Genomic DNA, 23,060 nt, shown 5'->3' with positions numbered 1-23,060 from the left:
AGAACATTTCTTCCGAAATCCAAATTATCCGTTTCGTACGATATGTAGCAAAATTTGTACAGAAGCACGCCCGTTTAGCGGTTATAGGTCGGAATATGGGCTGATTATTGCTATTCAACTGTTCAATCTTGATAAAAATAACAGATATGTGAAATAAAAATATGTATATGTGCTAATTGCACAAAGAACGGTGTTGTTTTTTAGGCATTGCTACAAATCTGCGAAAAACAGAAAATAATGCTTGAAATCCACATTTTTGTGTTGTATTATATAGGTGTCAAAGGAAATAACCGATTCGGAAAACGGAAATCAAACAAACGAATCGGAAACATTAAATCTTATTTAATAAAGAAAAGGAGAAAATATTATGCATGCTTTAAAAAGATTTGGTACAGCTTTCGGCGGATATAAAATGATGGAAAACTACCCCGTTCCCGAATGCGGTCCGGACGACATTATTCTTGAAATCAAGGCAGCCGCTATCTGCGGTGCCGACATGAAACACTGGGGTGTTGACAACGGTTACGATGACACAAACATCACTCCCGATCAGCAGCAGTCGGTTCGTGGTCACGAGTTCGCAGGCGAAATCGTTAAGGTCGGCGAAAATGTAAAAGACTGGCATATCGGTCAGAGAGTTGTTTCAGACAACAGCGCACATGTTTGCGGCGTATGTCCGGCTTGTGAGCAGGGCGACTTCCTCTGTTGCGAACATAAAGTAAACCTTGGACTTGACAACAACACATGGGGCGGCGGCTTCTCAAAGTATTGTAAAGTACCGGGCGAAATCCTCGCAATTCACAAACACGCAATCTGGGAAATTCCTGAGGGCATCAAGTACGAAGAAGCTTGTGTACTCGATCCTATCTGTAACGCATACAAGGCAGTTGCTCAGCAGTCACATCTTATCCCCGGACAGGATGTTGTAGTATTCGGTACAGGTCCTCTCGGACTCTTCTCGGTACAGGTTGCAAAGCTTATGGGTGCCGTAAACATCGTAATGGTTGGTCTTGACGATGATGTAAAAGTAAGATTCGGCGTTGCAAAAGAGCTTGGCGCTACACACTGTGTAAACGGTTCTAAGGAAGATGTAGTTGCAAGATGTACAGAAATCTGCGGCAGAGATAACCTCGGACTCGTAATTGAATGTTCAGGTGCTAACATAGCTCTCAAGCAGGCAATCGAAATGACAAGACCAAACGCTGAAATCGTTCGTGTAGGTATGGGCTTCAAACCTCTTGAATTCTCAATCAACGACATTACAGCTTGGAACAAGAGCATTATCGGTCACATGGCTTATGACTCAACATCATGGAGAAATTGCATCAGACTTCTCCAGTCAGGTCAGATTAAGGTTCAGCCGATGATTACTCATCGCCTCGGTCTTTCACAGTGGCAGGAAGGTTTCGACAAGATGGCTAAGAAAGAGGCTATCAAGGTTATCTTCCACTACGATTACGAAGATTAATTAAAGAAAATATGCATCAGGGAGGATTTTCTAATGAGAAAGCTTATGATTGCCCCGTCAGTGGGTTGCTGTGATTTGTTCCATGTTGAAGAACAGGTTAAGCTGATTAACGAAAAATCAGATTACCTCCACATGGACATTAAAGACGGTGTTTATGTTCCGAGTTACGGAATCGGTCCTGATTATCTCGACTACCTTAACAAGCATGTTGAGAATCTCAAACCAATGGATGCTCACCTTATGGTAAAACATCCTCAGCAGTATCTTGAAACCTTTGCAAAGGCAGGAGCTGCTTACATAACACCTCACACAGACTGCATCGAAGGTGACGCATTTGTAACGATTCACAAGATCAAAGAGCTTGGATGTAAGGCAGGCGTTGCATTAAGTCCCTCGGTTCCGCTTTCTACTATTGAATATTACCTCCCGTTGCTTGATAAGGTTACAATCATGATTGTTGATCCGGGCATCGCAGGTCAGCCGGTTGATCCGCAAATGTTCGTAAAAATCAACCAACTCGCTAAGATCAGAAAGGAAAGAGGTCTTAACTTCTTAATTGAAGCCGACGGTTCAATGAACAGCAGTCTTTACCGTCCGCTTTACGAGGCAGGTGCAGATCTCGTAATTCTGGGACCTCCGGCATTATGGAACAAGGACACGGATTTCAATAAGGCTTGGGACATAATGGAAAGTGAGCTTGAGCGAGAGCTTGACGGTGCTGAGAGAAAAATCTGATTTAAATAAAAAGTCAAAGAGGAAATTAAAAGGAGAAGAAAAATGGCTAACAAAACTTCTGTCAACATTGGCGCAAGACTTGACCGCTTGCCTCAATCAAAATGGCATGTTAAGATCTGGCTGGTTACAGCTTTTGCACTCTTGGTATGCTGGTCAAACGGTATCGGCGGTTCCGTTCAGAACATTCTTTTGAACGAACTTCATTGGCTCGAACCCGGTTCAACACTTCTCGCAATGTGGGGTACAACTTACACAGCAGGACAGCTCTTCGGCGCACTCATCGGCGGTCCTATCGGCGATAAAATCGGCCGTAAAAAGAGTATCCTTCTTTACGAAATTATCCATATCATCGCTATGATCGGCGGCGCTCTTTCACCGAACATCGCAGTTCTTTATGTGTTCAGACTCCTCCAGGGTCTTGCACTCGGCGCTCTCCTTGTAGTTCTTTTCGCAGGCTTCACAGAGTATGTTCCCGGTAAGAACCGTGGTACATGGTCAAGCCGTACATCATTCATCGGCAACTGGGCTCACCCAATCTGCAACGGTATTGCTCTTCTTATCGTTTCAACAGGCGTAAGCATGAATATGAACTGGAGAATCCAGTTTATGATTCCTTCAATCCTTTCAATCATCGCTTGTATCTTCATCTATGTTAAGTTCCCTGAATCACCGAGATGGCTCGAATCACAGGGCAGACTTGATGAAGCTGATAAAATTATGACAAGCATTGAGAAAGAAATTGAAAAATCAACAGGCAAACCACTCCCACCCGTTGAAGTTACAAATCCAAAGCCTGTTAAGAAGCTCCCATTCACAGCTCTCTTCAAAGGCAAACTCCTCAGAAGAACTATCGTTGGTTCTCTCGTACTCATCGGTATGAACACAATCCAGTACACACTTATGAACTGGATGCCGTCAATGCTTTCAGGTCTTGGCTATGATACATCAAAGTCACAGTTTATGACAATGTTCGGACTCTTCGGTGCTCCGTTTGGTATCTTTATCGCATCTCTTATTATGGATAAGATTCCTCGCCGTGTAATGGGCGTTATCCTCCTTGCAGGCATGGCAGGTCTTGGTGTTGCAACAGGTCTTCTTGCTCCGACACTCGGAATGACAGGACTCATTGTTATGACATTCCTTCTTAACACAATCATCTATATGTATGTTTGCTACGCATCAGCAGTTTATGTTCCTGAGATGTGGCCTACATCGGCAAAACTTTCAGGTTCGGGCTTCAGTAACGCAATGGGTCGTGTAAGTAACATCTTCTTCCCATTCCTCGTTACAAATGTTGCTGCAAGCAGCATGGGCTCAGGCGGTGTATTCATTCTTATCGCAATTGTTGCAGCAATCATCGCTGTTGCAGTTATCTTCCTCGGTGTTGAAACCAGAGGCGAATCCGTTGAGAACATCGGTGATGTAGAGTAATTCTGCAAAACCCTCTAATACATACAACCAAAAATTTTAGATGCGGTGCCTGAGTGCATCTGGCACCGCAAACTAAAATCATTAGTAATGGAAAACGAAATACAGCAATTTTAAAACATTCAAAACTTATCTTTAAATTTTTAACAGCTAAACCATCAATTTTTTAATCACAGGCAAATAAATTTGAATATACGCAGAAAGCACATCGGGTGCAAATGCTTAAATAATTATTATAAGGAAAGTGCAGGAGATTATTATGAAAAATTCAGAAGCTATCTTAGTTACTCCAAAGCAGTTTGAAATTCAGGAATGTCCCGTTCCCGAGCCAAAGGATCACGAGATTCTTATGAAGGTTGAATATGTCGGAATGTGCGGTTCCGATATCCACGGCTTTGAATTCGGTCCTTTCATCCCACCTAAGGATCCTAACCAGAAAATCGGTCTTGGTCATGAGGTTGCAGGCGAGGTTGTAAAGGTTGGCTCAAAGGTTACAAGATTCAAAGCAGGCGACAAGGTTCTCATCGAACCCGGTGTTCCGGATGACAAATGCGAATACTGCCGTACAGGCAGATACAACATCTGCCCTGATGTTGACTTTATGGCTACACAGCCTAACTACAAGGGCGCACTCACACAGTATATGACACATCCGGAGGAGTGGACATACCACATTCCCGAGGGTATGACAACAATGGAAGCAGCTCTCGTTGAGCCGGCAGCAGTCGGTATGCACGCAGCAATCCTCGGCGGCGCACAGCTTGGTAAGAGCATTGTTATCCTCGGCGGCGGTACAATCGGTCTTATGGTACTTCAGGCTTGTAAGAGCCTCGGTGCAACAGACATCACCGTTGTTGATATTATGCAGAATCGTCTTGACCTTGCATTAAAGCTTGGTGCAAGCAGAGTTATCAACGGCAAGGAGCAGGATACGGTTGCACTTCTCCGTTCACCCGAATATTTCGGCGATCACGGTTGTGAACTCGTATTCGAGGCAGCGGGTTCTGTATTCACAGCTCAGCAGGCTGTTCAGATCGTTGCAAGAGGCGGTAAGATTATGATGGTCGGCACACAGTCAAAGCCTGTTCCGATTGACTTCCTCAAGATTAACCGTGAGGTTATGATTCAGACATCATTCCGTTACTGCAACAACTTCCCGCAGACAATCGAGGCAATCGCAAGCGGTAAGTTCAATGTTAAGGATATGGTTACAAACATCTATGATTACAAAGATGTTCAGCAGGCATTTATGGACGCTATCGACCCCGAAAAGAAAGCCAATATGGTTAAGGGCGTTATCAAGGTAGCCGACTGATATACACAGATTTATTAAAAATTTTCATAAGGAAAGGTGATTAAAATGTTATCAGATATCAGATATTGGGAAAAGAAGGCAACAGAGGGACACTACGCTATTCCTCACTTCAATGTATGGAATGCAGAAATGCTCATGGGTGTTATTGACGCAGCCGAAGAGCTCCGTGCTCCAATCATTATTTCATTCGGTACAGGTTTCACAGGCAACACTTCTTTTGAAGACTTCTGCTACATGATGGATTCAATGGCAAAGAAGGCTACTGTTCCTGTAATTGAGCATTGGGATCACGGCAGAAACATGACAATTCTTCAGAACGCTGTTAATCACTGCATGAATTCGGTAATGCGTGACGCATCAGCTCTTCCTTATGAAGAAAATGTTGCTGAAATCAAGAGATGCGTTGACTACTTCCACGCTTACAACATTCCTGTTGAGGCTGAGCTTGGTCATGTAGGTAACGAAACAGTATATGAAGAGGCACTTTCAGAATACCAGTACACAGATCCTTCAAAGGCTAAGGAATTTGTTGAGAGAACAGGCTGTGACTCACTTGCAGTTGCAATCGGTAATGTTCACGGCGTATATTCTTCAGAGCCAAAGCTTGCTTTCGATGTACTCGAGGAAGTTGCCAAAGAAGTAGATGTTCCGCTCGTACTCCACGGTGCATCGGGTATCGGTGACGAGGACATTAAAAAGGCCATCTCACTCGGTATCGCTAAAATCAACATTCACACAGAGCTTTGCCAGGCTGCTATGGAAGCTATTAATGCTCACAAGGACGAGCCATTCCTTGCTGTTGAGCGTGAAGTAAGAAAGGCTGTTAAAGAGCGTGCAATGTACAAGATTAAACTCTTTGGCGATGACGGCAGAGCAGATGAGTAATATGAGTAATACAGAGAAAAAACTTGATGTTATCTGTCTTGGCGCAGCGGTAGTTGACATTCCACTTCGTCCGGTATCAAGAGATATTTTTGATATCGAGTCATATCCGGTTGACAGAATTGCAATGTCTGTCGGCGGTGACGCAATGAACGAGGCAACAATCATCAGCCGTTTAGGCTTTAAAACAGGCATTATCGCTTGTATCGGTGATGACGCTGCAGGTCAGTTTATCCTTCGCTCCTGCGAGAAGGACAACATAGATGTTGAAGGCATCAAGATTGATCCGACAATCGACACCTCAATGAACATTGGTCTTGTAACCGATGACGGTGAAAGAACCTTTGTTACAAACCGCAATGGCAGCTTGTGGAAAGAAAACATTGAGCATGTTGACTTTGAAAAAATGAAGCAGGCAAAAATCCTTTCCCTCGCAAGTATCTTTAACTGTCCTCTTCTTGACGGCAAGACGCTTGTAAAGATTTTTAAAGAGGCAAAGGCGGCAGGTATGACAATTACCGCCGATATGATAAAGCCAAGACTCGGTGAAACGCTTGACGATATCAGAGAAGCATTAAGCTATGTGGATTACTTCTTCCCGAACTTTGACGAGGCTTGCCTTATGACAGGCGAAACCGAAGAATCAAAGGTTGCGGACAAGCTCTTTGAATGCGGCGTTAAGAATGTAATCATGAAGATAGGCAAGCGTGGATGTTACATCCGCAATGCCGCAGGAGCAATGATTGTTCCTGCCTGCAAGGGTGTAACCGCAATCGACACAATCGGTGCAGGCGACAACTTTGCATCAGGCTTTATTTCGGCACTTCTTCAGGGCAAGGATATCCGTGACTGCGGTATCTATGCTAACTGCACAGCGGCTATTTCGGTTCAGTATGTCGGTGCAACAACAGGCGTTCGGAACAAAGAAATGGTTGAAGAAATGCTTGAAAAGTATAAAAAAGATTATATCCTGTAATAGTAATAAATCTGTGACATTACGCCCTGTGTTCGTAAGAATGCAGGGCAACCCCCCACCAATATATTATTAAAGAAAGGGCAGATGCAAAATGAAGACGATGAAGCTTGGCAAAACAGGCATTGATATTTCAAGAATGGGACTCGGCACCTGGTCAATCGGCGGCGGCTCGGCATGGGGCGGCGACCACGACCTTCAGGTTGTTGTAGATACAATCCGTGAAGCTCCAAAGCTCGGTGTAAACCTTATCGACACAGCTCCCGGTTACAACTTTGGCAACAGCGAGAAAATCCTCGGCAAGGCTCTTGAGAGCATGAACCGTGAAGATGTTGTAATCATTACAAAGTGCGGTGTTACATGGGATCAGGAGATGAAGGGCGACCTTTTCAACAAGGTAAACGGCATTCAGCTTTATAAGAACCTCAACAGTGCTTCAATCAAGAGAGAAATTGAAGAATCACTCAAGAGAATGGGCACAGACTATGTTGATGTATATATGACACACTGGCAGTCAATTGAGGGTAGCGAGTATTATGTTCCGATTCAGAAGACTATGGAGGTTCTCAACGATCTCAAGGCTCAGGGCAAAATCAAGGCTATCGGTGCTGCAAATGTAGATATCAAGCAGATTCAGGAGTACCTCAAGTGGGGCGAGCTTGATATCGTTCAGGCTAAGTATTCAATTCTTGACCGTGGCATTGAGGATGAAATCATTCCTTGCTGTCGTGAAAACGGTGTTACAATTCAGGCTTACTCACCGCTCGAAATGGGACTTCTCTCGGGTACATTCCCAAGAGATTACAAGCCTGTAGGCGCACAGATTCCAAAGAAATGGTTCCAGCCCGAAAATATGCAGAAGGCTATGGATGTTATGGATCAGTGGAAGCCTCTTTGTAAAAAATATAACTGTACAATTGCTAACCTTGCTCTTGCATGGATTCTTGCTCAGGGTGACTTTATCAACCTTCTCAGCGGTTCTACTACTGTAGATCAGATTGCCGAGAATGTTAAGTCAGCCGAACTTGAACTTGATTCCGCTGATGTTGCAATGATGCGTGATATGGTTGAGGCTATCGACAAATAATTAAGGGTTGCTTAATACACCTTTGTGTATAGGGTGAAGAAATCCGCTCCCGATTGTTAAAATTATTGTAAAAACAGTCGAATTCCCTTTACTTTTGTTGATAATTATGTTAGTATGTAATAAAAGTTGAGGGAAATGTTTATGGCAAAGAGAATTGACGAAATCAGACAAAAGGTTGAAACCGAAGGCGAGGTTTTCGTCTCGGATTTAAGCAGAATATATAATGTAACCGAAGAAACTATCAGGCGTGATCTTGAAAAGCTGAAGAATGACGGTATCATTACCAGAACTTTCGGCGGAGCTGTTCTTAATACAACTTCTCAGAATGACAGAGTGCATTTCTTTAAACGCAAGGGAATTAACCTTGAGGGCAAAAAGAAAATTGCTAAGCTGCTTGTTGATAAATTTATCGGTGTGAACACGATGATGATTGATAACAGCACAACTGTTCTTGAGGCTGTTAAGCTTTTTAAGGACAATGAAAATCTTACCGCAATTACATTTTCTGCACAGATTTTTCAGGAACTCGACACTTGTAAAATGAAGCTGGTTTCAACCGGCGGACTTTATGATGAAAAAACCCGTTCTTTCTACGGAAAACCTGCAAAAGAGGCTATGAAAAAGTACAATGTTGACCTTGTTCTCCTCGGATGCAAAGGGCTTGATATGGAAAGAGGCATAACTGATTCTTCCGAAGGTGAGGCTGATTTGAAGTCTGAGATGGCAAGCCGTGCCGAATGTGTGGTATTACTTGCAGACCATTCAAAATTCAACCATACTGCGTTTGTCAATTTTTTGGATTGGGATAGGATCGATTATCTGATTACCGACGAAAAGCCGTCACAGGAATGGCTTGAGTTTTGTGAGCAGATGAAAATAAAACTCATGTACTGATTTACCTTGTCCGGTACATAGTTTGAGTCAGTGCTTTTTATAATTTTACCCATTAAAGCTCCTGTTCTTTTTAATCAAAAACAGCAGGAGCTTTTGCGCTGTCAAAACTTTAGCAGATTTAACAGTTTTGAGAACGCATCGAAAATATTTTTGTTATTATTGGATAGTGTTGTTAAATCTGAGTTGAATTTTAAACATAGTAATTATTTTATATATCACTATGGAAATTCTATTAATTACGGTTATTTTTGCAGACGGGAGACCAATCGGAGACGGTTCCCGTCACATTAAGGACACACCGATTAAATATGAGGATAGGATGTGCAAATATTCCTTGATACAGTTTATTCGGCAGTTCCGCAATAAAGGGGTTACCCAAATTCACAGATAAGGAGATGTAAAAATGACAAAACAAAAGGAGAAGAAGAAAGCTTCAATTGTCAAGAAAATGATGATTGCCGTTGTCGCAGGTTTTGTAGTCGGCTTTATATGTCTGCTGATTAAAAGTGCGGTAATGGGAACAGACGGCGAAGGAGCCTGGAAAGTTGTTGAGGCAATTTTATTCCAGGATATCACCGCAACAAAAGATATCGAAGGACTCGGCTTGTTCTACATCGTAGGTCAGCTGTTTATGAAGGGACTTCAGATGATGATTGTTCCTCTCGTCCTTTGTTCGCTGACACTTGCACTTTGCAGCCTTGCAAACCCAAAAAAGCTCGGTCGAATCGCAGGTAAAACATTTGTGTCCTACCTTTGCTTCTATATCGTAGCAGCAGCTCTTGCAGGCGCAGCAGCTTATCTTGCAAAGAGTCTTGGTTGGTTCACAGTCAATCTTCCGGCACAACAGGCTCAGGACATCGTTACAATGGAGGGTTACAACCCGCTCGTTACAATTGTAAACGCTGTTCCGAGCAATATGATTAACGCAATGTCATCTAACAACACAATTCTTTGCGTTGTTGTTATCGCAATTATCTTTGGTCTTTGTATGACAAAGATGGGCGAAAAAGCAGATCCGCTCAAGAAAGTTTTTGAAAACATCAACGATATCGTTCAGATGTTCCTCAACTTCCTTATCAACAAGATTGCTCCTATCGCAATTTTCTGTATGATCGTAAGAGCACTCGCCGTTTACGGAATTGAGTACATTTCACCGACAATGATGTGGATTGTTGTAACAATTGTTGTAAGCCTCGTTCTTGTTTGCACAATTTACCCAATCGGCATTTTCATTACAACAGGACTTAATCCGTTTATCTTCCTTAAAAAGGCGGCAAAAATCGGTATGTTTGCAGCAGCAACAAACTCGTCTGCCGCAACGCTTCCGCTTAATAAGGAAACCTGTATTAACGAACTCGGCTGTTCCGAAGAAATCAGCAGCTTTGTTCTTCCAACAGGTATGACAATCAATATGAACGGTACAACCGCAATGCATATGATCGCCATTACATTCATCGCCACAGCCGCAGGCGTCAACATTACTCCTGCAACCCTTTGTCTTACAGCATTCCTCTCAATCTGCACGGCAGTCGGTACTCCGGCAATCCCTGTTGCAGGCACAACAATGGTTTATGTTGTAATGATGGGACTTGGCTTGAACTCAGATCTTTGTATGATTGGCTACTCACTCATCCTTGCCATGAACTACCTCCCTGGTATGGCTGTTATCACACTTAATGTTATCGGTGACGCCGCTACCAATGTTATAGTTTGTGCAAAAGAACATTGCCTTAACAAAGAAATCTATAACAGCAAAACCCCTAAAAACAACTGATTTCAGTAAGATAACTTCCGGAAACCCCTTGTAAAACCAAACCGCCCTCGACAGCGCATGCACTGCCGAGGGCGGCTTAGTTTTACGGTGAACCACCGTTCCCAGTTCGTGAAGATAGTATGGTATAAAAAATGACATATTATGCCCGAGCCTAACATTGCAACCGTTCGCACAATTCCGTATGGGCGGATATCATCCGCCCGCTAAGTAATTGCAGAAAATTTATGATGAAAATAAACTGTATAAATGGGATACATTTACCTAAATGATGTAGCAGTCAGTTACAATTAAACTTCATTATTTATCAGCTAAAAATTCCTTGCCGGCTTTATCGGTTGCAAGAATTGCATTGATGAATGCGTCCTCGGTCGGATTACCCGGGACATACTTCCACTCAACAACGCTTGCGGCTTTGTGCGCAATTGCAGGCACATCATCCGGAGTAAGTGCAATTTCGCCGAGAGTGCAAGGTAGTCCGATACTGTGGTTAAATTCAAAAATTCTGTTTCGCTCCTCAAATTGTCCGTCATATGTCAGCAGACACAGCACACCGAATGAAACAATTTCGCCGTGCAGATGCTGCCGTTCACATTGCGGAAAGAGTGACGCACCGTAATAAACACAATGTGCGAGCGATGAATTGTAGTAATAATCCTCCTCGGGATTAGGATTGTTTTCGTGTACGGTAAAATTTGAAACAAGTCCCGCCGTGATAATAATGTCAAGCGCAACCTGCTCAATTGCCTCTGTCGGCACATTGTTTTTGCAGTCCTCAAGAGCTTTTTTGCCAAAGCTTATGAGCGGTTCGGTACTTGCGGAGGCAATTGCCTTGCCAAGCAACGGTGTGTGAATCATATTCTTTTCACGACACGCAAAAATTACTTCATATTCCTTTGAAAGTGCGTCACCGATTCCTGCCCACATGAGCTTTTCGGGTGATTCGGCAATAATTTTTGTGTTGATGAATGTGTGAATTGCAGGGGCTTTGTGGTACGAATATTCCTTGAAAGTACCGTCGGGATTGTACATTACCGAAAGCGAGGTGCATGACGCACAGTTTGATGCAATTGTCGGGAATGTGAACAACGGTTTGTTATATAAAGCACAATAGGTTTTTGCCGTGTCAACAGCTCGTCCGCCTCCGATACCGAACACCATATCAGCCTTTTGCACAGACGGATTGTTCTTTATTTTTTCAACATTTTCATAGCTGGAGTCACCGCCGTACCATACAAAATCAATGATTTCAATGTCAGAGGCTTTGATGCCTTCAAGCAAAGCCTTTTTTGATTTTTCCATAGCTGTTTTACCGCCGACTGCAACCGCCTTTTTGCCGTACGGCTTCACAATTTCGGGAATTGCCTTGTAGCAATCAACTCCCACGCTGTAACTCGGTAAAAATTCGCTGTATGTGTGTGACATAATTTATCCCTCCGAAAATAATACTTATAAATAAATTATATCACCGCAGTCTGTGCATTTCAATACATTATCACAATAAATTGTTAAAATTATTATTGCCTGACAGATGAAAATATGCACACATCTTATGCAATTTAGCAAAAAATTGCGAAGAATATTCGTGAAAAATACTTATGGAAATGGCTTTTGCAAAGTGCTATAATCTTGTAAATATATATAAGAAGGGCGGTGCTTTTATGCAGGAAATATACGGACAGAAAACAGACAGACAGCTTGCAGCAAAGCAGAGAATAATTGCAGTTGCGGCAGGCAGAGAAAAGGCAGACCTCGTTTTGAAAAACGCAAAGTATCTTAACGTGTTTTCTAATGAATTTTTGTGCGGTGACATAGCCGTTGCAAACGGACTGATTGCCGGTGTCGGAAAATATGACGGTAAAACAGAGATTGATGTCAGCGGAAAACTCGTTCTCCCGGGCTTTATCGACGCACATATTCACCTTGAAAGTTCAATGGTGACTCCTGCTGAATTTGCAAAGGCAGTTGTTGCCCACGGTACAACCACAGTCATAACCGACCCTCACGAAATCACAAATGTAATGGGCATTGACGGAGTTGAATATATGATTCAGGCATCACAAAATTTGCCGATTGATGTTCATTTTATGATGCCGTCATGTGTGCCTGCCACAGAAATTGACGAGAGCGGTGCGGAGCTTGACTGCAAGGATATTGACTTGTACTTGGATAATAAAAAGGTACTCGGACTTGCAGAGATGATGAACTATGTCGGTGTTATCAACGGCGATAAAAATGTGCTTTCAAAAATTGTTACCTCGCAGGCTCATCACAAGAAAATTGACGGTCACGCTCCTGAGCTTTCGGGCAATGACCTCAACGCATACATTGCCGCAGGAGTCTATTCCGACCATGAGTGTTCCACCTTTGAAAATGCCCTTGAAAAGCTGAGAAAAGGTCAGTTTATTATGATACGAGAGGGTACTGCCGCTCATAATCTCAAGGCGCTTATGCCGCTTTTGACTCAGCAGTATTACTCAAGGTGTATGTTTGCAACAGATGATAAGCATCCAAACGATTTGCTCTACGGCGGTCATATTGACTACATCGTAAAACAGGCGCTGAAAAACGGTGCAGATCCGATTGTTGCTCTCAAAACAGCAACCCACCATGCCGCAAGATACTTTTTGCTCAATAACAAAGGTGCGATTGCTTCGGGTTATCTTGCCGATATTGTTGTTGTCGATAATCTTGAAGATTTCAATGTTGAAACTGTTTTCAAGTGTGGCAAGCTTGTTTTTGACGGCGAAGTTAAGGACTTTTCTGCTCCCACAGTAGATGAAAAGCTTGCCGAAAAATGCTTTGACACTTTCCACCTTGACAGCGTAACGCCGAGCAGTTTCAAGGTTGACGGAAAACTCGGGCTTATCGGTCTTGTCGGCGGTGAATTGCTCACACGCAATCTCGGCACAGCAGATAAAATTGATGTGGAAAACGATATTTTGAAAATTGCTTGCATTGAGCGTCACAAAGGCACAAATCATATCGGTGTCGGCTATGTTAAAGGCTATTCGCTGAAATCGGGTGCAGTCGCAACCTCGGTTGCCCACGATTCGCACAACATTATCACAGTCGGCTGTAATGATGATGATATTGCCGTTGCCGTGAACGCAATCAAGGACAGCAAGGGCGGTATCGCAGTTGTTGAAAACGGCAAAATTAAGGCTCTGCTTGAACTCCCGATTGCAGGCTTGATGTCCGATGAACCGCTGACAACCGTAAACGAAAAGCTTGAAAATGCAAAGTCATCTGCATATGAACTCGGTGCGGATAAAAGCATTGATCCGTTTATGACTCTCTCGTTTCTAAGTCTGCCCGTTATCCCAAGCTTGAGAATAACCACCAAAGGTGTGTTTGATGCGGAAAATTGGAAAATGCTCTGATGTGCGGAAACTTTTAACAATACAATAAAATATCAAATAATTTAAACAGGAAAACAAAATGCGTATTTGTCACTTTGTTTTCCTGTTTTATTTTGTAAAAGGGCTATAGTCATTTTACAGTCACTTTGCATTTGTATAATTTGAATATAAAAGGAATCGGTTGATTAAAACAAATAGCAAATAAATTAAAAAATCGGCATATTCATTGTAATTGTTCAAATCAAAAAATGTGTTTAGTAAAAATTGAGGTGAAAAATATGTCATATTACATTACCCGAATATTTAATAACAAACTTAAATTAGGAGTTATACTTTTTATTTTTGTAGCTCCGATTTTAGATGTATTGAAGGCTCTTATAGATGTGAGCAAAGGAGCGGCTGTTCCTTTTCCGGCATTGGCTGCTTTCTTGGGGTCTTTTATGACGACAGGACTTCAAGGCGTGTTGAAAGGGTATTTACCGTTGTTCTTGGCAATTATTGTTGCGGACGATTGCATTGAAGATTACAGAATAGGATACAAAAATATTCTTGTCACCAAAAGAGGCAAGAATAAGTATTTTGCATTAAATATGCTTAAAAGTTTTACTGTTTCATTTTTGATACTTGTAATCCCTCTTTTGCTTAATCTTCTTATGGTGCATATCGTTTTTGCAGGAGGTACATATTTATTTATGGATCCGGAATCTATAAAGGTAATACCAAGTATGGCTGAGCAGTTCAGTCACCCGATGTTTTATAATCTGCTTTGTATTTTCCTATTTTCATTTGTTGGTGCTTTTTTGGGAAGCGGTGCAACGGCACTTGCAATGGCGTTTCCTAACAGATTTATCCTTTATCCGTTAGATTTCATATTGTGGTATATACCGTGTATTATGGAATCGTCGGTCAGAGGTGCTTTTCAACCATTTACCGAATATCCCCTGTCAAAATATTTCCCCGGAGTTATTTTAGTGTTAGCCATAAATGTGATTGCTGTTCTGTTTTCGTTCTTTAAGGTGACTAAGTATGATCAGGTGTAAATTAAAAAAGTATGCAATCATACTTCCGCTTTGTGCAGTGTTTTTTACTCTGCTATGCACATACACATATTTACGATTTTATAATTATTTTAATTCGGATTATGCTGAGAAGTTAAGCCCAAAAGGTGTTTTTTACAGAGTTGCAGGTAACGGAGATTTTACTGCATCAGGTAATGTTGTTTGCATTTTCATAGTAGTGTTTGTTCTGCTTTTGTTTTACATATTTACCGATGAGAATGTAAGCTACATTGTAAGACTGAAATCGAGAGCCTCTTTTGTGACAGGAAGAATTGCTGATTGTGCGGTATTTGCTTTTCTGTTTTCGTTTTTTATAGAAGCAGTCAGCGTAGTTGCGGCACTCATCTGCTTTGACATTAACCTGATTTTAGAATCGAATTTTTTGCAATATTCGGCACTTGAACTTTTGACTTTGTTTTTGTTTTATTTCAGAGCAGGACTCGTTATGCTCTCATTCGGAATAATCATTTCTCCGAAAGTTGCTCCAATTATCACCATATCTCTGATTTTTACAGAGTTTTTTGCAGATGTAGCTTTTATGATAAGCAGGGTGTGGCTTCCGTTCAGAGATGCCATAGTGGTGTCAAGACTTATGAACGGTGAAATGGTTCTGTCGGATATGTGGGGCATTATATTAAGAGCATTGCTTATGATGTTTTTGCTTATCTTCTCTTCCTACTTTTTGTATCAGAAAAAGGATGTTTTGAGTAATGTTAAAAAGTAAGCTTGTTTTGTCGATAATACTAATTGTTGCGTGCCTTGCTCAATTGTTCAGTTGTGTATTTCAGGGGAACTTTCAAAATGCCTTTATGATTGGTTTAGCCCCAAACAATTACGGCTTTGAAATTACAAAATTTATGCTGCTTTTGTTGCCCCTATGTTTTATTCTCTTCTTTACAAGCGGCTCAATTGAGAACCTTAAACAAGGCTACGGCAAGATGTTGATTGTACGCAATTATTCAAAAACAGTGCTGATTTTAAAGCGTTGTCTTAACAATTTTATAGCATTGATTTGCATTGTTTTGTTCCAGTTCATAATCTTTTTTGTTGCAAGAGAAAGTATGACTCCCGTTGAAAGCGGAACTCTTAAATCTTTGATTATGTACTTTCTGACAATTTTTTCGCTGATAGTTATTCAGTCTTTGCTTGAAATCAGTATTCCTGCACACGTTGTGAACATAGGAATTTTCATCTATTGCTTTATTGCGTACTATTTGGTTCAGAATTTTGTTGACGCACCGATTTGGAAAATGATTCTCTTCCCGAGTTTGATGTTCGGAATGCAGAACGGTGCTGTGTCGGGCGAGAGCATTTACTACGGATACCTGTTATTCATAGTTGCGTTAAATGCTTTGTGCATTTTCATTCTGAATTTGAGATTTAAGAAAACCGATATTTTTTGAGGTGATATTATGGTAGAAATAAAAAATTATTGTAAAAGTATCAAATCAAGACCAATTTTAAATAATGTAAGTTACAATTTTGAGTACGGCAAAATCTACGGACTTTACGGACACAACGGTTCGGGCAAAACTATGCTTTTGAGAGCAATTGCAGGCTTGCTTGTTCCCGACAGCGGCTCTGTTGTGATTGACGGAAAGGTTTTGCACAAGGATATGTCGTTCCCTCCGAGCATAGGCATCGTGATTGAAAATATGAACCTGTTGCCCCAGTACAATGCTTTTGACAATCTGAAAATCCTCGGCAAAATCAAGAAAACCGCCACCGATGAGGATATTAAAACAGCGCTTGAGCGTGTTGGATTAAAGTCCGATTTAAAGGTGAAAAAGTTTTCGCTTGGTATGAAACAGAGGCTGAATATTGCTCAGGCTGTGTTTGAAAAGCAGAAAATCATCCTGCTTGATGAACCGACAAATGCACTTGATAATGACGGTGTACAGCTGATTTACAAGCTTCTTAAAGAAGAAAAAGAAAGAGGTGCGCTCGTAGTTATCACAACTCATCACAAAGAGGATTTGGAAGAAGTTTGTGATGTTGTTTTGGAAATGACAGAAGGTGAGCTGCATGAAAAGTAAACTGTTTATTCATAAATTTTTCATTGTTCTTTGCATCTCGGTTGCCGCTTTGCTCGGATTGTCTTTCCTTGCCAGGGCGACAATTGTAAATAACAGATTTGAACAAATGGCTGTTGATGAAAAATATCGCCTAAAGGCTTCAGCTGACGGTCAGTTTGTAATTCAGTTTCAAGACGATGAAAACGGAAATTTTTATGCCACTGTCGGCTTGTTTCAGGGCGGATATTACGGCTTGGACGATGCGTATATTCCTACTTCATATGATGAAAATACAAAAATAACCGCTATTGAAAAGGAAGCTTTCAGCGAATTTGATTGTCTGAAAAAAGTTGTTATCCCCAACGGCATTTGTGAAATCAAGGATGACGCATTTAAGGATTCAAAAAATATAACGGAAATTTATATTGCGCCCTCCGTAAATAAGATTGCAAAAACCGCTTTTGACGGCATTGACAACCTTACGATATATGCCGAAAAGGGTTCTTATGCTGAAAAATTTGCGGTTGAAAATAAAATCAATTATAAAAACTATACGACCGAGCCTGAAAATCCGGAGGCTAAAAATACCGATTATTCAAAAATCAGAAACGGTGCGTATTACGGCGAATATTATAATTATGATGTTATCTATGATGACGGCAAGCCCGTGTGCGTAATAACTAACTATAACACAATGTCATCAGAGGAAAAGCTTGAAATTCCTGCACATATTGACGGCTTGGATGTGATTTCAATTGCAGATGACGCAATAAATTACGGCGGTGCAAAGGAAACAGTCGTTCCCGACACAGTAAAATTCATAGCAGATAATGCGTTCAAAGAATCCTACTCCCTTGAGGATATCTACCTGACCAAAAATGTGTCCTACATAGGAAAATCTGCCTTCAAAGACTCAAAAGACCTAACAATCCACGCCCCGACAGATTCCTATGCACACACCTTTGCGACCGAAAATAAAATAAATTTCAAAGCTACAGACGATTAAATCTGATAAGCAATGAATAAATCTTTAAATTTACAGCCCTGTACCCATTTGCAGGGCTGTTTTTGCAAGCAAAGGGTAGATAATGGTACAGTGGCTTTTGGTATAATGTTGATAACAGGTTGAAAGAATTATAAATTTGCAAATTGCAATAGCAAGTTAAAACAGTTTTTTGTGGATGAAATTGCAACCACAGGCACAAAGCATATGCACATTTTCATTTACTCAAAATCGCCGATTCGCTTTTCAACATTGAAGAACAGATTCCCTGTTGCACATATTGATAAAGCTAACGGCAGTGTAATGGAAAATCGTGACTATCTCCGCAAGGAGGGCAAGTGGCAGGGTTCTGATAAGGAACAGACAAACCTTATTGATACTTTTGAAGAGATTGGTAATGTTCCAAAGCCTGTTGATGAAAATTCTCCCGATATGTCTGCTCTGATTGAAGAAATCGAGAACGGACTCGATACCTGCGAAATTATCAAGCTCCATCCAAAATATGCCTTTAGGATAAAAGAGATTGACACACTCAGGCAAACAGTGCTTGAACTTTTATGCTCATGTTGATAAAACAAGCAAACTGAACATTTCACGCACTCTTGATACAAAGCTGAAAATTGATTTGTAATTCCGTGAATAAATTTTCATTTTTCGGAAAATTTACTGTATTTTTAGAACGGATTTTGCGGTAAAAAAGGTGCGAAAATCCTGATGATTACTGATATCTTGTGCCGTTAATTTTCAAGTCGAAAATCACAATTTTTAGAAAATCCGAAAAAAGTTGCCGACAGAGAAAATTTCTGCAAAAAGAAAAAGTCTCAAAAACGGCTTATCTAAGCCATTTTTGAGACATCATACCTTGGCAGGGGCAGAAGGACTTGAACCCTCGGCACGCGGTTTTGGAGCGGCTCAGAAGTGGTATTATCTTGTATCACATAATGCCACAAAGTCCAAAAAATGCAGTAACTACCAGCAATCTCAGGATTTTGCAGCATTAAACAATATTTAATATATTGTTCTTTATTTTCTAAAATTCAGAAAGTTTTTTAGAAAAATTTTTAGAAAACCCTTACAAGATTTCATCAGTCAAAAAACTGCCAATGCATAATATTCAAAATCAACCCCAAAAATCATCGAAAAATAACCCCTAAAACAACCAAAAGCTGAGGACAATTTTCATATCCTCAGCTTTATTTTTTCTGTTTATTCTTTTTTTAATAAATCAAAAAGGGAGGATTCATGATTAGGAATATTTGATACTCGTTTATATTCTTTAATTGCATTAATTAAAGAGTCAACATCTTCAAAATATTCCGTTATAAAAGTTTTACTTTTCACATTTTTATAAGATAAATCTTCTTTACAATAGCTACTTGGTTTCTTTTTAGATTTTTTGTAATCCTCATATTTGTTTTCGTTACAGATAATTAACATTTCAATTTCAGGCGCAGTAATTATATTTATTACATCAATCTTATGTTGGTAGGCTCTGCTGATTTTGAAGTTTTCGTTTCGTGAATCCAGGATTCTTAATACCGTTATTTTGTCATCAAAACCTTTTCTCAGATATTGCTGTTCAAATTTTTGACCACTACGACTTCTAAGTACATCTTCTTCGAGTAAATCTTTTCTGTCAAAAATAAGTTTATTGTTATCCAGCAAAATGTTGATAATAACTTGTTCTGCAGTGCCTTCACATATACATGCTATATATTTAGAAAAATCCATCGTTTCCTCCTAAATGCTATCGCTGATAATAGCATTTTTCAAATCCATATATGCATCGTACATGGGAAGTGTACCTCCCAAAAGACCGCTTTGATATGCTTCACTCTTTTTTATATCATTTCTTTTTAAAATTTTCGATAAGTTTTCTATAGTTATTCCTTGACGATTTCTGACAATATATATATTGTCGTTGCGCTCAAATTCGTCAAGCAATTCAGAATAGTGGGTTGAAAAAATAAGGGTAGCGCCTTTTTTGTTAACCTTTTTATCCATATAAAAACGAATTAAAGTTGATACGATTTCTCTGTTAAAGTGGTTTTCTAATTCATCTATTATTAGATATCCTCCGTTATTAAATATGCGAATAGCGTATAAAAATGTATTGATGCCCTTTATCGTACCGGAAGAGAGATAACGATTTAATTCAGAAAATTGATTCAAAATCATCTCGTTTTTTGACTTAAACTTTAAATGAATATTTGATTTATTTTTTTCTTTATTTATTTTTAAATATTCTATGCTCGGATCAAAAAAAGAAATTAATTCAACAGGACAGTCTTCAGATATATCTAATTCATTAATGTTAGTATAACGGAGCATATCTGTATAATTAATAGATTCTTTGTTTCTTTTATTGAAGGCAACCATAATACTAACATCATCTAAAAGAAATTCAGAATTAACATCGCGAGTAAAATTAGTTTCTATATCTGAGAAATCATATAAGGCTTTTTTTGTCCTAATTTTGGATACATCCTTTGATTTCAGTGTTTCGGAAACAATTTTTAACTTATTATCTTCCTTGGCAATAACAGTATTTAGAAGATTTATCGATTTGTTGTTTTGAGTTTCAGAGAAAAAGAAAGTTTCGAAAGAAACTGTATTATTATCGGCTATACCATCTAAAACTTCTGAACATGTAATACTGTTTATCGGGGTATTGTTTAACATACCAAAAACAAAAGTTATTAATTTTAGCACAGAAGTTTTACCGGAAGCATTGATTCCGGTAAATGAAATAACATTATTTTTATAAAAAGTGTTAGATGGTGTAGAAAATAGTTCGCTCATGTTTTCTGCATTTTCACTATTAACTCTTTGTTGAGGTAAAAAATCAATTTCGCATATTCCGTTAAATAAAGGAAGATCTTTGGCTGCTATTTTTAAAATTTTCATGTGAATTACTCCTACTAATTACGCAATATATGTTTTTATAAGTGTATTATACCACTATAAATGCAATTATTCAAGGATAAAAACGGAAATCACGGTTTTAGATGCAAAAACAAACGATTTTGAAATACAGAATAATTTATATAACGCTGTTTGTCATCAATACTTTCATTGAAAATTATAGCCCAAAAAGGCGGAAATGTTCAATGAAACCGTCCTGTTATTTTAATTTAGCTACAAAAAACAAAATTCATCAACCACAGGGTAGATAATGGGACAGTGGTTTTTGGTATAATATAGTTGACAGATGGGAACATCGGGCAAAAATAAAATTTTATCAAAATATCAAAATGTCATGAGGAAAATTTATGAAAAAATGGTGTGTGTATTATCAGGTTCAGAGGTATGAATTAGTCGATTATGTTTCAGCTGATTTGGAGATTACCGATGAACTTTACGAGAAAATTCAGGAAAACATAGAAAACGGTATTCCTGTCCATAGCGGTGAAGTCGGTGAGGAGCTTGAAAAGCTTGCACAAAAGCATTATGAGAACTATGTGACACAATTTGCTTGTGATGTATGCCGTGGCGTGGTGATTATGACAGCGATGAGGCATATGAAAAGGCACTTGAAGAGGATCGCAAGTACTTTTTTGAGGATGATCCTGATGCCACCGAAGAAGAATACGAAGAACATCTTCAGGAATTCAGAGAGGCATGCAAATGGCATATAGAGGATGATTTATACGAGGATTTCACTTTTGATGATCCCGGCGAGGCAACGAGATTCGCAAAATGTCTAAGCGATGTTCAGTGCAAGAGATATTCAGGCGAAAATTCCGGAAGTCATTATTTTGAATTTCAGGATTACGATGAAGAAATAATTAACTACAGCCTGTGGATCACATTCGATGAAAACGGCTTCGTAATTAATGTGTCTGATATTGACGCACAAGGCTATGAAGGTGAAGATTGCCGACAATCATATACAGATGGATGCGCCCCCGACTACGGCTTCTTAGGAAGCGAAATCCGCCGAGAACTTGCGGAAGATGAATGATTATATTTGTGATGCTAAATTATTTACAAAAAGCCGACCTTTCATAGGTTGGCTTTTTTAGATATCCGCACTTTTTAAATGAACTTTAGTAGAAAACTGCCAATGCATAATATTTAAAAGTCACCTAAAAATCACAAAAAAGTACCCCTGATAATAACTAAAAGTTGAGGACGATTTTTACTTTCTCAGCTTTTTTGAGTGCAGTTCGGCTCCCCGTAAAGACTGTTTGAACACTAAAATTAAACACCTTAGCTTTAATCGGGTTTTATCAATACTTTTATGGAAAATTTCTTCCATAAAAGGCAAAAAAATTTTAGCAAAATCGTTTTACTTTTCTGTTTAGTTGCTTGTGAAAAATTCAAATTGAGATTTCACCTGTTTTAAGAGATTTAATAACTGTTATATTTTGTTATTAAATTCTCCGCAAACCCTTGAAAACACTGGATTTGTCACAGGTGAGTTTTCCCTTATTGTTTCCCTTGTGTTATATCGTCCCACCAGTGTTTACGAACTCTGGTAAGGGCAAATACAAGGGCAAGAAAAATCTATAAAACAGTATAACACAAAATAAAAGTGACATGGTGAACTGATTAAAATGCTTCTAATTTTATTGCAAATGATTGACAGAACGATAAGGAGATTTGATACGATGAGAACGATATTTGCAGAATACAATCCACACAGAAACAGCATTGATGTATATACCAGTGCTGGCTATATGCTCCGCATTGACTGTGGGAAACAGAAAAGAATTTAAAAACAACACCCGGATCAGATTGTGCATTAAATGCACTTGCTATTGATAAACCGCTGGAATATGCAAAATTATATCTTGATGGAACAATGCAGATATGGGTTGATGCAGAAGATTCATTAGAACTATGGTGATTTTTTCAACAGCACTAAAGTTACTTTTTTCAACATCGTTATTGAGAATAGTCATTTTACCGTGCATATATTCAATATCTTTTTATCCATTATAATGAAATCAAGGGCTGGTCTAATTGTGCAGTGTAGTAACATAGTATACAACAGTGCAAAGACATAGTATACAGTTTTATGATAAAATAAATGGCAAGAAAATAGCAAATGAAGGAGCTGTTTT

General features: G+C 39.6%; 20 protein-coding genes and 1 pseudogene. 18 read left to right on the top strand and 3 right to left on the bottom strand.

Annotated elements, in window-relative coordinates; all coding sequences use genetic code 11:
* Window positions 1-367 precede the first annotated feature (367 nt).
* The 9 genes from AC2HW8_RS01820 to AC2HW8_RS01780 all read left to right on the top strand — a co-directional run bounded on the left by AC2HW8_RS01820 (window position 368) and on the right by AC2HW8_RS01780 (window position 10,556).
* A complete protein-coding gene (locus tag AC2HW8_RS01820) occupies window positions 368-1,468 on the top strand; it encodes a zinc-binding dehydrogenase (RefSeq protein ID WP_015523245.1) in 1,101 nt (366 codons plus the stop codon).
* 33 nt (window positions 1,469-1,501) lie between these two features.
* Window positions 1,502-2,203 carry a beta/alpha barrel domain-containing protein gene (locus AC2HW8_RS01815; protein WP_015523246.1) on the top strand — a complete coding sequence of 234 codons (702 nt, stop codon included), beginning with the start codon at window positions 1,502-1,504 and terminating at the stop codon, window positions 2,201-2,203.
* Window positions 2,204-2,245: 42 nt separating this feature from the next.
* On the top strand, window positions 2,246-3,634 hold the full coding sequence (locus AC2HW8_RS01810) for an MFS transporter (RefSeq protein ID WP_046431332.1): 1,389 nt from the start codon (window positions 2,246-2,248) through the stop codon (window positions 3,632-3,634).
* A 256-nt stretch (window positions 3,635-3,890) separates the two neighbouring features.
* Entirely contained in the window at window positions 3,891-4,946 is a 1,056-nt protein-coding gene (locus AC2HW8_RS01805) for an NAD(P)-dependent alcohol dehydrogenase (RefSeq protein ID WP_046431330.1), read from the top strand.
* Between the two features lie 45 nt (window positions 4,947-4,991).
* Window positions 4,992-5,831: a class II fructose-bisphosphate aldolase gene (locus AC2HW8_RS01800; protein WP_484327080.1), complete on the top strand. Its 840-nt coding sequence runs from the start codon at window positions 4,992-4,994 to the stop codon at window positions 5,829-5,831.
* Window position 5,832: 1 nt separating this feature from the next.
* Window positions 5,833-6,804 (top strand): carbohydrate kinase family protein, encoded by a 972-nt coding sequence (locus tag AC2HW8_RS01795; RefSeq protein WP_046431327.1) that lies wholly within the window; start codon window positions 5,833-5,835, stop codon window positions 6,802-6,804.
* Window positions 6,805-6,895: 91 nt separating this feature from the next.
* On the top strand, window positions 6,896-7,888 hold the full coding sequence (ydjG, locus tag AC2HW8_RS01790; RefSeq protein ID WP_021883446.1) for an NADH-dependent methylglyoxal reductase: 993 nt from the start codon (window positions 6,896-6,898) through the stop codon (window positions 7,886-7,888).
* A 141-nt stretch (window positions 7,889-8,029) separates the two neighbouring features.
* Window positions 8,030-8,782: a DeoR/GlpR family DNA-binding transcription regulator gene (locus AC2HW8_RS01785; protein ID WP_101070490.1), complete on the top strand. Its 753-nt coding sequence runs from the start codon at window positions 8,030-8,032 to the stop codon at window positions 8,780-8,782.
* 403 nt (window positions 8,783-9,185) lie between these two features.
* Entirely contained in the window at window positions 9,186-10,556 is a 1,371-nt protein-coding gene (locus tag AC2HW8_RS01780; protein ID WP_021883444.1) for a dicarboxylate/amino acid:cation symporter, read from the top strand.
* Window positions 10,557-10,853: 297 nt separating this feature from the next.
* Here AC2HW8_RS01780 and AC2HW8_RS01775 read toward each other — a convergent pair whose 3' ends face one another.
* The gene (locus AC2HW8_RS01775) at window positions 10,854-11,978 is read right to left on the bottom strand and encodes an iron-containing alcohol dehydrogenase family protein (protein WP_484327079.1); all 1,125 of its coding nucleotides are present in this window, start codon (window positions 11,976-11,978) and stop codon (window positions 10,854-10,856) included.
* A gap of 236 nt (window positions 11,979-12,214) precedes the next feature.
* Between AC2HW8_RS01775 and ade the strand changes: the two genes are divergently transcribed.
* From ade to AC2HW8_RS01740, 7 genes are all read left to right on the top strand, one after another.
* Window positions 12,215-13,936 carry an adenine deaminase gene (gene ade / locus AC2HW8_RS01770; protein WP_484327078.1) on the top strand — a complete coding sequence of 574 codons (1,722 nt, stop codon included), beginning with the start codon at window positions 12,215-12,217 and terminating at the stop codon, window positions 13,934-13,936.
* Between the two features lie 257 nt (window positions 13,937-14,193).
* Window positions 14,194-14,955, top strand: coding sequence for a hypothetical protein (locus tag AC2HW8_RS01765; RefSeq protein ID WP_484327077.1), 762 nt, complete (start codon window positions 14,194-14,196; stop codon window positions 14,953-14,955).
* Window positions 14,942-15,697: a WxPxxD family membrane protein gene (locus AC2HW8_RS01760; RefSeq protein WP_484327076.1), complete on the top strand. Its 756-nt coding sequence runs from the start codon at window positions 14,942-14,944 to the stop codon at window positions 15,695-15,697. The genes AC2HW8_RS01765 and AC2HW8_RS01760 overlap by 14 nt, the downstream gene beginning before the upstream one ends.
* Window positions 15,684-16,376 carry a DUF2705 family protein gene (locus AC2HW8_RS01755; protein ID WP_309372597.1) on the top strand — a complete coding sequence of 231 codons (693 nt, stop codon included), beginning with the start codon at window positions 15,684-15,686 and terminating at the stop codon, window positions 16,374-16,376. The genes AC2HW8_RS01760 and AC2HW8_RS01755 overlap by 14 nt, the downstream gene beginning before the upstream one ends.
* A 9-nt stretch (window positions 16,377-16,385) precedes the next feature.
* Entirely contained in the window at window positions 16,386-17,009 is a 624-nt protein-coding gene (locus AC2HW8_RS01750) for an ABC transporter ATP-binding protein (RefSeq protein WP_117521492.1), read from the top strand.
* The gene (locus tag AC2HW8_RS01745; protein WP_484327075.1) at window positions 16,999-17,994 is read left to right on the top strand and encodes a leucine-rich repeat protein; all 996 of its coding nucleotides are present in this window, start codon (window positions 16,999-17,001) and stop codon (window positions 17,992-17,994) included. Before AC2HW8_RS01750 ends, AC2HW8_RS01745 begins: the two co-directional genes overlap by 11 nt.
* A 171-nt stretch (window positions 17,995-18,165) precedes the next feature.
* On the top strand, window positions 18,166-18,561 hold the full coding sequence (locus AC2HW8_RS01740) for a hypothetical protein (protein WP_482617627.1): 396 nt from the start codon (window positions 18,166-18,168) through the stop codon (window positions 18,559-18,561).
* Between the two features lie 636 nt (window positions 18,562-19,197).
* On the opposite strand, the gene AC2HW8_RS01735 is transcribed toward AC2HW8_RS01740, so the two are convergent.
* Together AC2HW8_RS01735 and AC2HW8_RS01730 are read right to left on the bottom strand one after the other, a co-directional pair.
* Window positions 19,198-19,722, bottom strand: a complete 525-nt coding sequence (locus tag AC2HW8_RS01735) for a hypothetical protein (protein ID WP_302770584.1) — start codon at window positions 19,720-19,722, stop codon at window positions 19,198-19,200.
* 9 nt (window positions 19,723-19,731) lie between these two features.
* Window positions 19,732-20,898 (bottom strand): AAA family ATPase, encoded by a 1,167-nt coding sequence (locus AC2HW8_RS01730; protein WP_484327074.1) that lies wholly within the window; start codon window positions 20,896-20,898, stop codon window positions 19,732-19,734.
* A gap of 577 nt (window positions 20,899-21,475) precedes the next feature.
* On the opposite strand from AC2HW8_RS01730, the gene AC2HW8_RS01725 reads away from it, so the two are divergent.
* Complete coding sequence (locus tag AC2HW8_RS01725; protein ID WP_484327073.1) at window positions 21,476-21,955, top strand: hypothetical protein; 480 nt, start codon at window positions 21,476-21,478, stop codon at window positions 21,953-21,955.
* Window positions 21,956-22,571: 616 nt separating this feature from the next.
* A pseudogene (locus tag AC2HW8_RS01720) lies at window positions 22,572-22,843 on the top strand (DUF6061 family protein).
* Window positions 22,844-23,060 lie beyond the last annotated feature (217 nt).

The organism is Ruminococcoides sp. (genome assembly GCF_057037865.1).
The sequence above is the reverse complement of the archived record's forward strand: the minus strand, read 5'-3'. Positions and strand labels throughout refer to the sequence as shown.

Bases quoted from the DNA above. Each gene is read 5' to 3' on its own strand.
- AC2HW8_RS01725 (WP_484327073.1), top strand. From the start codon at position 21,476: ATGCCGTGGCGTGGTGATTATGACAGCGATGAGGCATATGAAAAGGCA.
- AC2HW8_RS01785 (WP_101070490.1), top strand. From the start codon at position 8,030: ATGGCAAAGAGAATTGACGAAATCAGACAAAAGGTTGAAACCGAAGGC.
- AC2HW8_RS01805 (WP_046431330.1), top strand. From the start codon at position 3,891: ATGAAAAATTCAGAAGCTATCTTAGTTACTCCAAAGCAGTTTGAAATT.
- AC2HW8_RS01735 (WP_302770584.1), bottom strand. From the start codon at position 19,722: ATGGATTTTTCTAAATATATAGCATGTATATGTGAAGGCACTGCAGAA.
- AC2HW8_RS01820 (WP_015523245.1), top strand. From the start codon at position 368: ATGCATGCTTTAAAAAGATTTGGTACAGCTTTCGGCGGATATAAAATG.
- AC2HW8_RS01760 (WP_484327076.1), top strand. From the start codon at position 14,942: ATGATCAGGTGTAAATTAAAAAAGTATGCAATCATACTTCCGCTTTGT.
- AC2HW8_RS01795 (WP_046431327.1), top strand. From the start codon at position 5,833: ATGAGTAATACAGAGAAAAAACTTGATGTTATCTGTCTTGGCGCAGCG.
- ydjG (WP_021883446.1), top strand. From the start codon at position 6,896: ATGAAGACGATGAAGCTTGGCAAAACAGGCATTGATATTTCAAGAATG.
- AC2HW8_RS01765 (WP_484327077.1), top strand. From the start codon at position 14,194: ATGTCATATTACATTACCCGAATATTTAATAACAAACTTAAATTAGGA.
- AC2HW8_RS01730 (WP_484327074.1), bottom strand. From the start codon at position 20,898: ATGAAAATTTTAAAAATAGCAGCCAAAGATCTTCCTTTATTTAACGGA.
- AC2HW8_RS01810 (WP_046431332.1), top strand. From the start codon at position 2,246: ATGGCTAACAAAACTTCTGTCAACATTGGCGCAAGACTTGACCGCTTG.
- AC2HW8_RS01815 (WP_015523246.1), top strand. From the start codon at position 1,502: ATGAGAAAGCTTATGATTGCCCCGTCAGTGGGTTGCTGTGATTTGTTC.
- AC2HW8_RS01780 (WP_021883444.1), top strand. From the start codon at position 9,186: ATGACAAAACAAAAGGAGAAGAAGAAAGCTTCAATTGTCAAGAAAATG.
- AC2HW8_RS01745 (WP_484327075.1), top strand. From the start codon at position 16,999: ATGAAAAGTAAACTGTTTATTCATAAATTTTTCATTGTTCTTTGCATC.
- ade (WP_484327078.1), top strand. From the start codon at position 12,215: ATGCAGGAAATATACGGACAGAAAACAGACAGACAGCTTGCAGCAAAG.
- AC2HW8_RS01755 (WP_309372597.1), top strand. From the start codon at position 15,684: ATGTTAAAAAGTAAGCTTGTTTTGTCGATAATACTAATTGTTGCGTGC.
- AC2HW8_RS01750 (WP_117521492.1), top strand. From the start codon at position 16,386: ATGGTAGAAATAAAAAATTATTGTAAAAGTATCAAATCAAGACCAATT.
- AC2HW8_RS01800 (WP_484327080.1), top strand. From the start codon at position 4,992: ATGTTATCAGATATCAGATATTGGGAAAAGAAGGCAACAGAGGGACAC.
- AC2HW8_RS01775 (WP_484327079.1), bottom strand. From the start codon at position 11,978: ATGTCACACACATACAGCGAATTTTTACCGAGTTACAGCGTGGGAGTT.